Below are 14,330 nucleotides of genomic sequence, written 5' to 3'. Positions count from 1 at the left end.
ACTTTCAATTTTTAATCGTTTATAAAACGTGTTGATTAAATTTTCACCTGCAAATGAAAGAAGAATCAAGAGCCGTTTTTCAAACTGTCTGGAAGTGGTGAGATTTGACTATCACTGGCAGAAAACAGATAATTATGTTATCGCTGAAACATATTAGATTAAGAATAGATGCGCATTATATTGTCTTATTACTTTTTCTGAAACTTGAAGGACTACAGCCTTTGTTATATGTAGTGCTGCATTGTTTCATTGGTGTGCTTTTTTATATAACGTCCTAAGTAACTTTCAGATATACCGAAGTACTGGTTAATTTCTTTTGCTCTGATTTTATCTGTCTGATAGATATTTGCCTGGATATATTGAAGAATATCGAGAGACTTATTAGCTGAACATTCATCGGCTTGTGGAGGTAAAAACAAATATAGAAAAATGTCTGGCCGGTGAATGGTATGATTGCCACAACCAGGTTTTCTTGGCTTTAAAGACCCGGACACATAAGTTATTGATATACCGGTTGTACTTTTGTGGATTGTAATAAAATTACAATCGGAAGTAATGTTCTTATTGCTCCTAATGTTCAGCTTTATACAGCAACTCACCCTACTGATTTAGATGAACGGCTAGCACCTGTCGAAACAGAAGATGGAATACAACGAATTCGCCGTACTTACGCTTTGCCTATTACGATTAAGGACGGATGCTGGATCGGTGGCGGCGTAGTAATCCTTCCCGGAATTACAATTGGGTACGGTAGTGTAATCGGAGCAGGTAGTATCGTTACAAAAGATATTCCGGCAAATAGTTTGGCTGTTGGAAATCCATGTAAAGTGATACGTCAAATCAATCAAACTAAGAAACCATGATAAAATTGATAACTTTTGATTTGGATGGTACAATTGCCGATACGATCCCAATGTGTATCGAAGCCTTTAAACAGGCAGTAGTTCCCTATACATCAAAAGTGTTTAGTTCTATCCAATCGATAATTCTATTGCAATGATTTAGATATGTTCCAAAGTAATCTAAAAAGCGGACGAAAAGTCCGTCCCGGAGTTCCAAAAAAAACGATTCCTGAAAAAGAGGAACCGTTTTTATTCGTATTGAAATTTTTTATTTCAGAGCTTCGTTTACCTGTTTCATCAGATCTTTTACATCCTGATTTGCCGGATCTAAAGATTGAGCTTGTACCAGATAATCCTTTGCTTTTTTGAAGTCGTTCACCGCTTTAGCTTTCTCAGCATCATATTTTGCTTTATCGCTATTCGCTATCGGAGTTGCTGCCTGCAAAATCTTTGCTCCATTGTTAAAGTATAAACTAGCTAAGCTGGCCAGTCCCTGGGTTTTAAAACTCTTGGTTGTCAAATTCACCACTTTAGTATAATTTTCAGCAGCCTTCGCTTCATCACCTGCTTTTTGGAATGTCTGTCCTTCCTTCATATAATAAGCAGCATACATGGTTTCCAACTTCATATTTCCCGGAAATGCTTTCATTCCATCCTGCAAAGTGGTCAACATTTCTGCAGTTTTATTCTGGCTTTTTTGTGCCTGTGCTTTTCCCAGATAAGAAGACGCACCTTTGTAGTTATTTTTGATAGACATATCAAAATATTTCTCAGCAGCTGCGTAATTCTTTATTTTAGTAGCACAGTAAGCCGTATTATAGACAGTTGCATTATCTTTATTGTTTACAATTTTCAGATAAGCTTCATATTGCTTGAAAGCCTCTGGATAATTTTTAGCTTTAACAGCTGCATTACCGGCATTTTTTTCTGTAGCCCCCGGATCCTGAGCAAAAACACTTACCGTCAATAAAACACTTAAAATTAAAAATGCAATTCTTTTCATAGTTCAGAATAATATTTAATAGTTATCATTTTTATAATAGTTACAGCCCCTAAGGTAAAAATGTCTCTCTAAAATTCAAAATCATTTTCAGATTTTTTACAAATGAGCTATTATTTTCACATGCAGGGGTTACTTTTCTATTCATTCATAGAGCAAGGATAAAATTTTTTTCAATCCTTCTTCGTCTTCCTGATCGAAGGCATCAAGCTTATCACTATCTATGTCCAGACAAGCAAAAACCTTTCCTTCGGGATCACGAATAGGGATGACAATTTCACTTTTAGACATGGAATTGCAAGCAATATGACCGGGAAAGTCTTCAACATTCCCGACTATAACGGTCTTTTCAGAAGAAACAGCAGCCCAGCATACTCCGGTATGATGCCGTAATTTCTGGCAGGCCACAGGCCCCTGATAAGAACGGACGATCAGTTCGTCATCGATCAACGCATATACTCCGGTCCAAAAAAATGTCTGCATTTTATGGTGCAAAACAGCTTCCATGGTCGCTAATCGTGCCCAAATATCTTCAGTGGTATGAATATAACCTTTAATTTGCTCATACAGCCGGTCATATTTGGCTAGTTTAGCACTTTTACCTGTATCGTTCATTAGGCCTCTTTTGTTAAACGTTCCAAAATATCCACTAAATGTTTCCACCATTTCCCGACTGTTTCGATATCTACTTTCTCATCCGGGGAATGCACACCACGTAAGGTCGGGCCGAAGGAAATCATATCCATTCCGGGATATTTCTCCAAAAACAGTCCACATTCCAATCCTGCATGGATAGATCTGACTACAGGTTCATAACCGAACAGTTGTTTATAAGATTCCACTGCAATTTTCAAAATAGCGGATTCCGGATTAGGTGCCCACCCCGGATATCCTTCTCCATGCTCCACTTCAGCACCGATCAAACGGAATACTGCAGCCACCATATGAGCAATATTCATCTTCTCCGAGTCGACATCACTTCTCTGGGAAGTAGTAATCAAGATCGTATCGTTTTCGATAAATTTCACTGCTGCAAGGTTAGTAGAAGTTTCTACCATTCCAGGCATCCGATAACTCATCGCGAATACACCATGAGGACAAGCATACAAGGCATTCAATAATTTATTGGTAAATTCCTGAGTCAATACCTCTCCAGGTAAATCGACAGATTCCAGTTCCAACTGTAGTCCCGGTTCTGTTATTTTCCAAACCTCCTCCATCTCAGCTGCATACATATTGAAGTCAACCCGGATATTTTCTTTCAGGACTTCATCGAAAACGATCACCGCATTAGCTTCCCGGGCTATGGCATTTCTCAGGTTTCCTCCTTCCAAAGATGCAACCAACAGACCATACCGCTCATTCAAATCCCACAGAAAGCGATTCAATATCTTGATCGCATTTCCTCTCCCTTTATTAATATCATCACCGGAATGTCCGCCCTGCAATCCTTTCACTTTAACCTGAACAGCAAATTTATGGGCAGGTAAAACCATTTTTCGGTAAGGCAAGCGAATAACGGTATCGATTCCACCGGCACATCCGATAAAAATTTCCCCTTCATCTTCCGAATCCAGATTCAATAATATCTTGCCCTGAAAAAATCCAGGCTGTAAAGCAAAAGCCCCGGTCAATCCGGTTTCTTCGTCAACGGTAAACAGACATTCCAAAGGTCCGTGCTGAATATTTTCATCTGTCAAAACAGCCAATGCAGCAGCTATTCCAATACCATCGTCCGCTCCCAGTGTCGTACCTTTGGCTTTTACCCATTCACCGTCTATATAAGATTTTATCGGATCTTTATCGAAGTCATGAACGGTATCTGCATTTTTCTCACAAACCATATCCATATGTGCTTGTAAAACCACACCCGGGGTTTGTTCTTTTCCCGGAGTAGCCGGCTTCGTAATCAATACATTACCTGCTTCATCCTGACGAGCTTCCAGCTGATGTTTCTTAGCAAATTCCATCAACCAGGCAGCTATTTTTTCTTCTTTTTTAGATGGGCGGGGAATTTTACAGATCTCTTCGAAATAACTCCACACCAATTCGGGTTGTAATCCTTTAAAAATTTCCATTTTATTTGTTTTTCATGGTTTATTTAACAACAACGGATATGACGTTAGCCCATCATATCCGTTAATTTCTTCAACACCCAAACACAAGATTTAATTTCCTGCGGAGCAATGGTAAAAGTCAGGTCAGCATGTACCTGCTCTTCGATATTGGTCAAAACCTTTTTGGCCTCTATGCCTTTTTCGGTCAGGACCACAAAATTATTCCGCTTATCTTCCTGACACATTTTCCGCTGCACAAACCCACGTTTCGTCAGGGTATTCAATAGTTTCGTCACATTGTATTTATCTTTCTGAAGCCTCTTGGAAATAGTTTGCTGATTCACGTGATCTTCCGCCCAGAGCACCTGTAATAATTCATATTGTTCCCTGCTCAAATCGAATCCGGCTTTCAAAAACTCACGATTTAAAGTTTTGGTATATCCCCGCTCAGCTTTACTGAGATAAGAGACTAATTCTCTGACATCATCCATAGTTTATGTTGCGTTTTATACTATACGCAAACATAAGCATTCTTTTTATATTTCACACCAAATCGGCCCGTTTTTTATCAACATATTTATTTCAGACAGGCTCCATTTTCATAATAATTCTCAGGAGTCAGGTAACGAAAATATACATCCGAATTCGGATATCCGGCGGCCATCAGACATTCATAAATGACTTTCGCAACTTCGTGTTGTACCTCCGGAGGCCGTTCAAAATAATCTACTTCTACATAAGGCCAATCATTACCGCTCTTAATGGTTACATCTTCGACCACGCTGGAATGAATCAGCTCGAACACGATATGTTCACGCGGGCATCCGATCGTCTCTTGTAGCCGGTCTGCCATCCGACGACTCACACCTGCCATCCGGGAAGCTTCTACAAAATGAAATTTAAAAAAAGGCATAACAATAAAAGTTTTTAGTAGAATATGAATATTTAAATACCGCTGTTTTTTAGTTGTTCGAAAAACCAGGGAATCGTTTCTTTTACCTTTCTCACCACTTCTGCCAGCGGCAAATCCATCTGTCCTCCGGCAGCATTCAAATGACCTCCCCCATTGAAAAAAGCCTTAGCCCATTCATTGACCGGCACATTTCCCTTAGAACGAAAAGATAATTTTACCCTTTCCCTGCGTTCCGTGATTTGTACCGATACACAGACATTGTGAACAGAGAGCGGAATATTGACCAACCCTTCCAAGTCTCCGTCTTTGTAATTATAGCGGTCTAATTCTTCCCGGGTAATCGGCATAATAGCCACCGGATATTGTTCATTCACCTCCAGTTTATTGAGTAAAACATTTCCAATCAGACGCAGACGGGATAAATTGTTCATTTGATAAATCCGTTCATGGATATAAGCTTTGTCCAATCCTGCTTCCAACAGGTCTGCGATAATCCGATAGGTCTGCGGATGAGAAGAATTATGACTCAATCCTCCCGTATCGGTATTAATGCCGGTGTACAAAGCGCCGGCGATATCCGGAGTAACGATCTCCTTTCCCCAAATCTGTGACATGACGATATAGAGTAGTTCACAAGTCGAAGAAACCTGAGTATCGGAGATTACGTATTGTTGCGGATCGGGATCCGGATGATGGTCGATGATTACACGCCCGGCAGGAGAAGCCACCACCCAATTTTCAAGGTCACCTTCCCGGGCAACTGTATTGTGATCGAGCATAAAAATAAGGTCGGCATCGGCAAGTAAGCGTTTACATTCTTCCGGTTTTTCCTGAAAAGAAATAGCCGAAGAGATATTTTTCAAAAAACGGAGATATTCCGGAATAAAATCACAGGTCAGGATATGCCATTCTATTCCCACTTGCTGCAACACTTCAGACAAAGCCGAACAAGAGCCTGCCGCATCACCATCTGCCGAAATATGAGGAATAATCACCGTTTTTAAAGTCCCCTGCCCTAATCGTTCTTTTAATCTCCTTATTTCATCCGCATTATTTTTCATAAACCAATTGTTTTTATTTTCCTATTATACAGGGATCTACCTTTATCTCTAAAAAAATAAGCTGCCCCCAAGGACAACTTACCAGCTAGTTATTCCCACGTGATAATTTACGATCTCACGGCTTCAAAGGTAATAAAACTAAATCTATTTTTAAAATAGAATAACTCACGAGGCATAGCGCCTACCTCCGTGAGTTATAAAAAACAGTCATTAGGACTGGTTTATAGATTATTCCCACTCGATTGTTGCAGGTGGTTTTGAACTGATGTCATAAACAACACGGTTGATCCCCCGGACATTATTTATAATCCGATTGGAAACCCGGGCCAGAAATTCATAAGGCAAGTGACACCAATCGGCGGTCATGCCATCTGTCGATTCAACTGCCCGAAGCGCAACCACACTTTCATAAGTCCGCTCATCTCCCATCACACCGACACTCTGTACCGGTAGCAGCATCACTCCGGCCTGCCAGACTTTATTATACAATCCTTCTTCCTGAAGCATAGAAATAAAAATGTGATCGGCTTCTTGCAAAAGTCTTACTTTTTCGGGAGTGATCTCGCCTAAGATCCGGATAGCCAAGCCCGGACCTGGGAAAGGATGACGTTGCAGGAATTTATCCGGCAAACCAAGACTTTTTCCTACCCGGCGAACTTCATCTTTAAATAACAAACGGAGAGGTTCTACCAGTTTTAATTTCATATAATCGGGCAAACCTCCCACGTTGTGATGGGATTTAATAGTCTGTGAAGGTCCGTTTACCGAAAGCGATTCAATCACATCGGGATAGATCGTACCTTGTCCCAGCCATTTGGCATCTTCTATTTTAGAAGCTTCCTGATCGAAAACATCGATAAAAGTACTTCCGATAATTTTCCGTTTCTTTTCAGGTTCGGTGACACCTGCCAGACGTCCTAAAAACAAATCTCCGGATTCCGCTCCGACCACATTCAGTCCTAACTCTTTATAATTCTCCAGAACCGTTTTATATTCGTCTTTTCTCAGCAAACCATTATCAACAAAGATACAGGTCAGATTTTTACCAACAGCCCGATGCAATAACATAGCTGCTACAGTAGAATCTACCCCACCGGATAATCCCAGAATCACCCGGTCGTCTCCCAATTTCTGTTTTAATTCAGCCACTGTCGTCTCTACAAAAGAATCGGGGGTCCAGTTCTGTGAACATCCGCAGATACCCACCACAAAGTTGCGAAGCAGACAAGTTCCCTCGGTACTATGATATACTTCAGGATGGAACTGAATACCGTAAGTAATCTCGTTCTCTACCTTAAAAGCGGCATTTTTCACATCTTTGGTACTGGCAATCACCTGACAGCCTGCCGGTAATTTTTCTATCGTATCTCCATGTGACATCCATACCTGTGAATTATCGCCGATACCTTTAAACAGCTTACTTGTTTTATCGACGAAAGCTAAATTCGCCCTGCCATATTCACGTTTGTTAGAAGCCTTTACCTCTCCTCCGAAATGATGAGCCAAATACTGAGCGCCAAAACACACTCCCAATAAAGGCAACTGACCTTTTATCGCCGTCAGATCCGGCTGAGGAGCTTTATCATCCCTGACGGAAAAAGGACTTCCGGAAAGAATAACTCCTTTTACAGAGGAGTCGAGAGCCGGATAATGATTGTAAGGATAAATCTCACAATATACATTCAATTCCCGGACTCTTCTCGCAATCAACTGGGTGTACTGCGATCCGAAGTCCAATATCAAAATTTTTTCCTGCATCTTATTTGTTTTGATTTGAGGTGCAAAGATAAAAATTAAAGGTAAAAGGTAAAAAATATCTTTTCATAAATTTCAGGTTTAGAACTATTATTTAAACTGATAAGAATACTCTCAAATAAACAATTTCTTTTATATTTTTGGCCAATGAAAACCCCACCTCGGGATTTTCGTACAAATCGGTAATTAGAAACTATTATTTATGGATACAACACCTCGATATCGGTTAGGATTGGTGCTCAGCGGCGGTGGAGCCCGGGGCTTCGCCCACATCGGAGTCGTACAAGCCATGTATGAAGCAGGCCTCCGTCCCGATATCATCTCGGGCACCAGTGCCGGCTCGATTGTCGGAGCCATGATTGCCGCCGGTCATACCCCCGAAGAATGTTTGAATTTTTTCCTGGGGAAAAAAATTTTGCATTTTGCCCGTCCCACCATGTCGAAGAAAGGGATCATGATTATGAACGGTATGGAAGAACGGCTGGCAGAATTTCTGCATGTCAAGACTTTTGAAGAACTGAAAATTCCCCTGGTCATTACAGCCAGTGACATTAACGGAGCTGTACCCGTCCATTTTGAAAAGGGAGAACTTCTCCCCTGCATTATTGCTTCCTGCTCTATCCCGGTAGTCTTTACTCCCCGGGAAATCGATCATGTCGATTATGTCGACGGAGGAGTCTTTATGAATCTTCCCGTACGTCCCATACGCAAGCGTTGCGAGAAAATTATAGCCGTCGAAATCAATTCGATAGATACTTCGGAAAAAATCACCAACATGATCGGTATGGCTATCCGTTCTTTTCATCTGGGTCTGGACCGGAATACCGATATCGACCGGAATATGTGCGATGTATTCATATCCCCCCAAAATATGACCAAATACAGCATGTTCGATCTGGAACACATCAGAGAGATCTATGAAGAGGGATATCTCACAGCCAAACGTATTCTAAAAAATTCGATCTTACAGACCCGGCATCAGGTTTTGGCCTGATCGTCCGGTCAGCTTATCCTTTCAGCCTTCCGTCAACGGACATCTGAGCTCTTTCAATTTCCGGTAGACATAAATAAAGGCTGGAATCAGAAAGAGATCGGCTGCCAGCCAGGCTGTCGGATCGCCGAAACAAACTGCAATATAACCGTATACCGGTACGGCATATATGCTGACCAGGGTACGGGCTATCATTTCGGAAACTCCGGAAAGCATAGCCAGATTTGTATACCCTGCCCCCTGAATGGTGTAACGCAGGATACAAAGCAATCCCAGGAAAGGAAAGAAATAGGCAGATACGTGCAAAAACAACTCCGTATTTTTCAATATTTCCAGTTCGGTAGTATCTACAAAAAGTAAAGCCAACGTCCTCGCCCCGACCATTAAAACGACAAAGGTCAGTAAGGCGTAAATCAGCATCATCACCCCACTGGCTTTGATCCCTTGCCAGATTCGTTTCGGCTTACCTGCTCCGTAATTTTGTCCGCAATAAGTCGCCATAGCGATTCCCAAACTTTCAAAAGGACAGATAAAAAACATTTTGATCCGCATAGCAGAGGTAAAAGCAGCCACACAAGCCGTTCCCAAGGCATTATTTGCACTTTGAAGCATAATACTACCGATCGCAGTGATCGAAAACTGTAATCCCATCGGTACGCCGATATTTAATAAAGTCCTTGCCAGATGCAACTGAAATTTATGCTCTTTGGCTTCCCCTTTCAGTATCTGAAAATGCCTGTACATGTATACATAACACAATAAGGCAGAAATTCCCTGAGAAAAAACAGTAGCGATCGCCGCTCCCAAAACTCCCCATTTCAATACCAGAATACAGAAAAGGTCCAGGATAATATTGAGTATAGTCGAAAAGAGCAGAAACCAAAACGGTGTCTTACTATCTCCCAATGCACGGATAATGCTGGATAGAAGATTGTACAGAAACGTACAGGGTACTCCGATAAAAGTCACCAGCAAGTAGGCATACGCACCCTCGAAGATATTCTCCGGTGTACGCATAATCCTCAAGATATCTGCACAATAGATACTGGTAATCAAAGCAATCATAACAGACATCACCAACGAAAGCTGCAAACTCACAGCCACATAACGCCGCATCATGACATAATCACGGGCACCGAACTTCTGGGCCACCGGAATACCGAAACCACAACTACACCCATTACAGAAACCCAAAATCAGGAAAATCACGGAACTACTGGCTCCGACAGCAGCCAACGCATTTATTCCCAAGAATTTTCCGACAATAGCAGCATCTACCAACGAATAAGTCTGTTGAAGCAAATTGCCCAAAAGCAAGGGCATCGTAAAATTGAAAATAAGTGGCAGCGCGGGCCCTGCTGTCATCTCTCTGGAAGTTGCCATAACTTAATTTCAAATCAAATCATTGTATTTTTTCACCCATTTTCTCAACGAGCGCCGCATTTCCTGCCAGTATAGAAATACCCCGGTTTTCCCTGAATCTGCGGACGATGCCTCCGGCTTCCTGTACAATCAAGGCTCCGGCACACATATCCCAGGGCTGTAATGCCAATTCCCAATATCCGTCCAACCAACCGGCAGCGACGCAACATAAATCATAAGCAGCCGACCCCATTCGTCTTATCCCCCGGATGGAAGGCAGGATTGCAGCCAGATTTGCAGCATTATTATCCGGATTTACATCTTTATCGTAAGGAAATCCTGTACCCAAAACAGAATGAGCCAAATCCTGTTTTTCAGCAACACGGATCACTTTTCCATTGTACCGGGCTCCTCTGTCCCTGATTGCCGTATACAACTCGCCGAGATACGGCGCATAAACAACCCCCAGAATGGTTTCTTCCCGGTATTGCAACCCGATAGATACTGTAAATACAGGTAATCCCTGGCTATAATTATTCGTACCGTCCAAAGGATCGATCACCCACCGATACTCGGCAGTACCGGCATGAGCACCGCTTTCTTCGCCAAGGACTGCATGCCCGGGATAGTGTTTCTGAATCTTATCCAACAGAAAAGCTTCACTTTCTTTATCGGCTCTTGTTACCACATCGTACACATTCGATTTGGTTTGTATACCCAAATCATTTCCCCTGAAATAGGAAAGCTGTATCTTTCCAACTTCTTTCGCCCAGGCTACCGCATATTCCAATGCCTGATTTAAATCAATACTCATTTTAATTACTTCCCATTAAAAACAAAAAATCCTTTAACACCGTTCTATTTCTTTCAGCGCTTTCACCAATTGATCCGGACAGGAAGTACGTTTACTTCCACATTGTATACCTTCCAATCTTTCTATTACCTCCTCTACTTTCATTCCCCTTACCAACATCGAAATTCCTTGCAGATTTCCGCTGCATCCTCCTTCGAAACAAACTTCCCGGATCACCCCATCCTCCACGGTCAAATCAATAGCTACCGAACAAACGAGCGACGATGGTATAAAATGAATCGATTTTTTCATCGTTTAAATTATTTATATTTCCAAGCTTTTCCACAACTACGGCACTTCCAGGCCGGCCGGAATAAGGGAGAAACCTTCTTCAAGGACTTTCAGAGCTTCCTGCCAACATTCATGCCGGACGAGCAGCTTTACTCCACCGATTGCCTGTGCATGGATCCCCGTCCGGACCGTCAATTCATCCTGCATCCGGGTTTCGATCCCGGCAGATTCTAAAAAAGCCTTAGCCATATAGGCTTCCTGCGGATTTATAAAGGTTTGTACGATCACCCAACTGTCCATTGTATAGAAAGTTTGTCAGTTAAAAATCAATTCTTTTATTCGAATTTTTCCGGAACTTTCCAGGTTCATCCCTACTGATCTCTCAAGCAATCGGCACATCGATCCACTTTCCTCCCTGCAATTGTCTAACGGTATGGAATCCAGCTTCTTTCAGCGCCTGTAAAGCCTCCGCCCGCCCGGCATTGATCAAATCCGGACGGTGGGCATCAGAATTAACCAGTACCGGTATCCCCAAAGCACGAATAAAAGCAAAATGCCGGATATCCGGGAAAAAACACCCTTTACGTAAAAAAGCTTTAGTATTGATTTCCATCATGATACCTCTTTCAGCAATCAGCGTAAAGTATTCCTTCAACATATCGGTAAACCAGCCCTGCCGGAATAGATCCGGTTGACAAATCCCGGCATTATAAGAAATCTTATCGGCATGTCCGACAAAATCAAAACCTCCCGCTTCCACCATACGCATGGCTGCAACAAAATAGCGGGTGACCATCTCCTGCAAATTCCCACGAAAATGCTTTTCCAATAAATACCGGAAATTTTCAGGATCGGTATCTGTATCGATAATTTCCTCTTCATCAGTATACACCAAATGGACCGATCCGATCCGGTAATCCAACGGTAAAGCCTGAAAATAGGAATTAGCCGGATTCTGAATTTCATTCAGATAGTCTATTTCCAAACCGGCATAGATCTCGATTTCTCCTGCATATCTCTGTTTCAACCGCCCAATTTCCTGTAAATAATCGGGCACCCGCTCTTGCGATAAAGTCCAGCACGTCTCGAAAGGAAGCGGAGCATGTGAAGATATACCGTAAGAAGTAAAGCCGGCAGCGATAGCCGACTTCACAAAATCTTCCATAGGAGCTTTTCCGTCACAGAAAGAACAATGACTATGATAATTGGTCAGATTCATACCCCATTTCCCGATCACATTCTTTCCGGCATCTCAATACCTAACATTCCCATGGCATTTTTAATCGCCTCACCACATTGTTTAGCCAGCAACAAACGGAAATTTCTCAAAGCTTCATTTTCTTCTTTCAGAATAGAAAAATCATGGTAAAACTGATTGAATTCTTTAGCCAGGTCATAAGCGTAATTAGCCAATAATGCCGGACTATAGGTTGTCCCTGCTTCTTTCACCACATCAGGCAATTTAGCCACCAATTTAATCAGATTCTGTTCTTTTTCCGAGAGCTGAATATGTGTATCCGCCGACAAAGGTGATGCCCCTGCGTCTGCGGCCTTACGTAATACCGACTGAATACGCGCATAAGTATATTGTATAAAAGGACCGGTATTTCCGTTAAAATCGATCGATTCTTTCGGGTTGAACATCATGGTCTTTTTGGGGTCTACTTTCAGAATAAAATATTTCAACGCCCCCAAAGCCACTTTCCGGTATACCTCTTCGGCCTCAGCTTCGGAATAGCCGTCCAATTTTCCTAATTCCTGAGAAGTTTCTCTGGCTGTATCGATCATTTCAGCCATCAGATCATCGGCATCGACAACCGTACCTTCACGGGATTTCATCTTTCCCTCAGGTAATTCAACCATTCCGTAAGACAAATGCTTAATTTTATCCGCCCAGGGGAAACCCAATTTACCACAAATCAATGAAAGTACCTGGAAATGATAATTCTGTTCATTTCCGACGACATAGATCATTTCATCCATATCGAATTCATTGAAGCGTTCGTAGGCCGTACCTATATCCTGAGTCATATAAACCGAAGTACCGTCGTCCCGTAACAGTAATTTATGATCCAGCCCGTCTCCGGTCAAGTCGGCCCAGACACTACCGGTTTCTTTCCGGTAGAGTACACCGTCAGCTAAACCTTTCAGGACAATGTCACGGCCTTTTTTATACGTTTGTGATTCGAAATATACCTTATCGAAACCCACCCCCATCAAGCGATAGGTTTCGTCGAAACCTTTCAACACCCAATCGTTCATAGTACGCCACAAACTCACAGTCTCTTCATCACCGGCTTCCCATTTACGCAGCATTTCCTGCGCTTCCAGCAAGATCGGAGCTTTTTTCTTGGCCTCTTCTTCTTCCATTCCCTCCTTTTCCATCAAAGCTTTTATTTCAGCTTTATATTCCTTATCGAAACGAACATAGTAGTCGCCGACAAAATGGTCACCCTTCGTACCTGTAGACTCGGGAGTAGCACCATTAGCGAACTTTTTCCAGGCAATCATACTCTTACAAATATGTATTCCCCGGTCATTCACCAAATTTACCATCCTCACTTCATGTCCATTGGCTTTCTGTATCTCGGATACCGACCAACCCAACAGGTTGTTACGGATATGACCGAGATGTAAAGGTTTGTTCGTATTAGGCGAAGAATACTCGATCATGTAAGAATGCCCGCTATTTTCATGCACATATCCATACTTCGGGTCCTGAGCCACTTCGTTCAATACACCTAACCAATAAGCCGCTGAAATCTCGATATTCAAGAATCCTTTCACCACATTGTAGTCTTTAATCTCTTCAATGTGTTGTTTCAGGTAGCCCCCCAATTCTTTCCCCGTCTCTTCCGGAGATTTCTTCGAAAAACGCGTAAATGGAAAAACAACCACAGTCAAATCTCCCGCAAACTCTTTCCGGGTAGCTTGTAACTGCACTTTATCCTTATCCACATCAGCGTCATAGCACTGCTTCACAGCTTCTATCACCTTGGTGGTCAACAAACTTTCTATGCTCATAGTATTCTGACAATTAATTTTTCACAGGTTACAAAAATACAATTATTTAGCGAAACATTAAAAATGAAAGTGGAATAAAGCCTTTTACGGTCGTAATTTTTGTAAAAAAATATAAATATGATAACTTTGAAGCGTAATTTGATATGTCCCAAGGATTCAGTATACTTCAAAATACCAATAAATGAAACTCTAAAAGAAGAAAAATAAAAAATCTCTATAGTGGGTGATAAATAAAAAATCA

At 41.9% G+C, this 14,330-nt stretch carries 14 protein-coding genes and 3 pseudogenes; 3 read left to right on the top strand and 14 right to left on the bottom strand.

The window, feature by feature from the left end:
- Positions 1-175: 175 nt before the first annotated feature.
- A pseudogene (locus WS34_RS15385) lies at positions 176-419 on the bottom strand (AraC family transcriptional regulator); the annotation flags it as partial.
- Between the two features lie 2 nt (positions 420-421).
- Here WS34_RS15385 and WS34_RS03045 point away from each other — a divergent pair.
- Positions 422-863 (top strand): annotated as a pseudogene (locus WS34_RS03045) (sugar O-acetyltransferase).
- Positions 860-970: pseudogene (locus tag WS34_RS15380) on the top strand (HAD hydrolase-like protein); the annotation flags it as partial. The pseudogenes WS34_RS03045 and WS34_RS15380, both read left to right, overlap by 4 nt.
- Before the next feature lie 140 nt (positions 971-1,110).
- Here the strand turns inward: WS34_RS15380 and WS34_RS03040 are convergent.
- The 7 genes from WS34_RS03040 to guaA all read right to left on the bottom strand — a co-directional run bounded on the left by WS34_RS03040 (position 1,111) and on the right by guaA (position 7,631).
- The gene (locus tag WS34_RS03040) at positions 1,111-1,845 is read right to left on the bottom strand and encodes a tetratricopeptide repeat protein (RefSeq protein ID WP_013610932.1); all 735 of its coding nucleotides are present in this window, start codon (positions 1,843-1,845) and stop codon (positions 1,111-1,113) included.
- A gap of 141 nt (positions 1,846-1,986) precedes the next feature.
- Positions 1,987-2,457, bottom strand: coding sequence for a free L-methionine (R)-S-oxide reductase MsrC (gene msrC / locus WS34_RS03035; protein WP_013610931.1), 471 nt, complete (start codon positions 2,455-2,457; stop codon positions 1,987-1,989).
- Complete coding sequence (locus tag WS34_RS03030) at positions 2,457-3,920, bottom strand: aminoacyl-histidine dipeptidase (RefSeq protein WP_046403070.1); 1,464 nt, start codon at positions 3,918-3,920, stop codon at positions 2,457-2,459. Before WS34_RS03030 ends, msrC begins: the two co-directional genes overlap by 1 nt.
- 44 nt (positions 3,921-3,964) lie before the next feature.
- Positions 3,965-4,390, bottom strand: coding sequence for a MarR family winged helix-turn-helix transcriptional regulator (locus tag WS34_RS03025; protein WP_013610929.1), 426 nt, complete (start codon positions 4,388-4,390; stop codon positions 3,965-3,967).
- Positions 4,391-4,476: 86 nt separating this feature from the next.
- Positions 4,477-4,812, bottom strand: a complete 336-nt coding sequence (locus tag WS34_RS03020; RefSeq protein WP_046403068.1) for a DUF1904 family protein — start codon at positions 4,810-4,812, stop codon at positions 4,477-4,479.
- 32 nt (positions 4,813-4,844) lie between these two features.
- A complete protein-coding gene (locus WS34_RS03015; protein WP_013610927.1) occupies positions 4,845-5,873 on the bottom strand; it encodes a DHH family phosphoesterase in 1,029 nt (342 codons plus the stop codon).
- Positions 5,874-6,101: 228 nt separating this feature from the next.
- Positions 6,102-7,631: a glutamine-hydrolyzing GMP synthase gene (guaA, locus tag WS34_RS03010; protein WP_013610926.1), complete on the bottom strand. Its 1,530-nt coding sequence runs from the start codon at positions 7,629-7,631 to the stop codon at positions 6,102-6,104.
- 199 nt (positions 7,632-7,830) lie between these two features.
- On the opposite strand from guaA, the gene WS34_RS03005 reads away from it, so the two are divergent.
- Entirely contained in the window at positions 7,831-8,622 is a 792-nt protein-coding gene (locus WS34_RS03005) for a patatin-like phospholipase family protein (protein WP_013610925.1), read from the top strand.
- 21 nt (positions 8,623-8,643) lie between these two features.
- On the opposite strand, the gene WS34_RS03000 is transcribed toward WS34_RS03005, so the two are convergent.
- The 6 genes from WS34_RS03000 to argS all read right to left on the bottom strand — a co-directional run bounded on the left by WS34_RS03000 (position 8,644) and on the right by argS (position 14,089).
- Positions 8,644-10,002 carry an MATE family efflux transporter gene (locus WS34_RS03000; protein ID WP_013610924.1) on the bottom strand — a complete coding sequence of 453 codons (1,359 nt, stop codon included), beginning with the start codon at positions 10,000-10,002 and terminating at the stop codon, positions 8,644-8,646.
- 19 nt (positions 10,003-10,021) lie between these two features.
- A complete protein-coding gene (locus tag WS34_RS02995; protein ID WP_013610923.1) occupies positions 10,022-10,795 on the bottom strand; it encodes an inositol monophosphatase family protein in 774 nt (257 codons plus the stop codon).
- 33 nt (positions 10,796-10,828) lie between these two features.
- Positions 10,829-11,086 carry a TIGR03905 family TSCPD domain-containing protein gene (locus WS34_RS02990; protein WP_013610922.1) on the bottom strand — a complete coding sequence of 86 codons (258 nt, stop codon included), beginning with the start codon at positions 11,084-11,086 and terminating at the stop codon, positions 10,829-10,831.
- Positions 11,087-11,122: 36 nt separating this feature from the next.
- Positions 11,123-11,365, bottom strand: a complete 243-nt coding sequence (locus WS34_RS02985; RefSeq protein ID WP_013610921.1) for a putative signal transducing protein — start codon at positions 11,363-11,365, stop codon at positions 11,123-11,125.
- Between the two features lie 82 nt (positions 11,366-11,447).
- Positions 11,448-12,284: a histidinol-phosphatase gene (locus tag WS34_RS02980; protein ID WP_013610920.1), complete on the bottom strand. Its 837-nt coding sequence runs from the start codon at positions 12,282-12,284 to the stop codon at positions 11,448-11,450.
- 14 nt (positions 12,285-12,298) lie between these two features.
- Positions 12,299-14,089, bottom strand: a complete 1,791-nt coding sequence (gene argS, locus WS34_RS02975; protein WP_022160328.1) for an arginine--tRNA ligase — start codon at positions 14,087-14,089, stop codon at positions 12,299-12,301.
- Positions 14,090-14,330: the final 241 nt, after the last annotated feature.

The organism is Odoribacter sp. N15.MGS-14 (assembly GCF_000980245.1).
Taxonomy (GTDB): domain Bacteria; phylum Bacteroidota; class Bacteroidia; order Bacteroidales; family Marinifilaceae; genus Odoribacter; species Odoribacter splanchnicus.
This window is presented reverse-complemented; position numbering and strand designations above follow the sequence as displayed.

What these genes read in the sequence shown, in the direction of transcription:
- argS (WP_022160328.1), bottom strand. Translation starts at nt 14,089, where the DNA reads ATGAGCATAGAAAGTTTGTTGACCACCAAGGTGATAGAAGCTGTGAAG.
- WS34_RS03005 (WP_013610925.1), top strand. Translation starts at nt 7,831, where the DNA reads ATGGATACAACACCTCGATATCGGTTAGGATTGGTGCTCAGCGGCGGT.
- WS34_RS03025 (WP_013610929.1), bottom strand. Translation starts at nt 4,390, where the DNA reads ATGGATGATGTCAGAGAATTAGTCTCTTATCTCAGTAAAGCTGAGCGG.
- WS34_RS03015 (WP_013610927.1), bottom strand. Translation starts at nt 5,873, where the DNA reads ATGAAAAATAATGCGGATGAAATAAGGAGATTAAAAGAACGATTAGGG.
- WS34_RS02990 (WP_013610922.1), bottom strand. Translation starts at nt 11,086, where the DNA reads ATGAAAAAATCGATTCATTTTATACCATCGTCGCTCGTTTGTTCGGTA.
- WS34_RS03000 (WP_013610924.1), bottom strand. Translation starts at nt 10,002, where the DNA reads ATGGCAACTTCCAGAGAGATGACAGCAGGGCCCGCGCTGCCACTTATT.
- WS34_RS03030 (WP_046403070.1), bottom strand. Translation starts at nt 3,920, where the DNA reads ATGGAAATTTTTAAAGGATTACAACCCGAATTGGTGTGGAGTTATTTC.
- guaA (WP_013610926.1), bottom strand. Translation starts at nt 7,631, where the DNA reads ATGCAGGAAAAAATTTTGATATTGGACTTCGGATCGCAGTACACCCAG.
- WS34_RS03040 (WP_013610932.1), bottom strand. Translation starts at nt 1,845, where the DNA reads ATGAAAAGAATTGCATTTTTAATTTTAAGTGTTTTATTGACGGTAAGT.
- WS34_RS02985 (WP_013610921.1), bottom strand. Translation starts at nt 11,365, where the DNA reads ATGGACAGTTGGGTGATCGTACAAACCTTTATAAATCCGCAGGAAGCC.
- WS34_RS02980 (WP_013610920.1), bottom strand. Translation starts at nt 12,284, where the DNA reads ATGAATCTGACCAATTATCATAGTCATTGTTCTTTCTGTGACGGAAAA.
- msrC (WP_013610931.1), bottom strand. Translation starts at nt 2,457, where the DNA reads ATGAACGATACAGGTAAAAGTGCTAAACTAGCCAAATATGACCGGCTG.
- WS34_RS03020 (WP_046403068.1), bottom strand. Translation starts at nt 4,812, where the DNA reads ATGCCTTTTTTTAAATTTCATTTTGTAGAAGCTTCCCGGATGGCAGGT.
- WS34_RS02995 (WP_013610923.1), bottom strand. Translation starts at nt 10,795, where the DNA reads ATGAGTATTGATTTAAATCAGGCATTGGAATATGCGGTAGCCTGGGCG.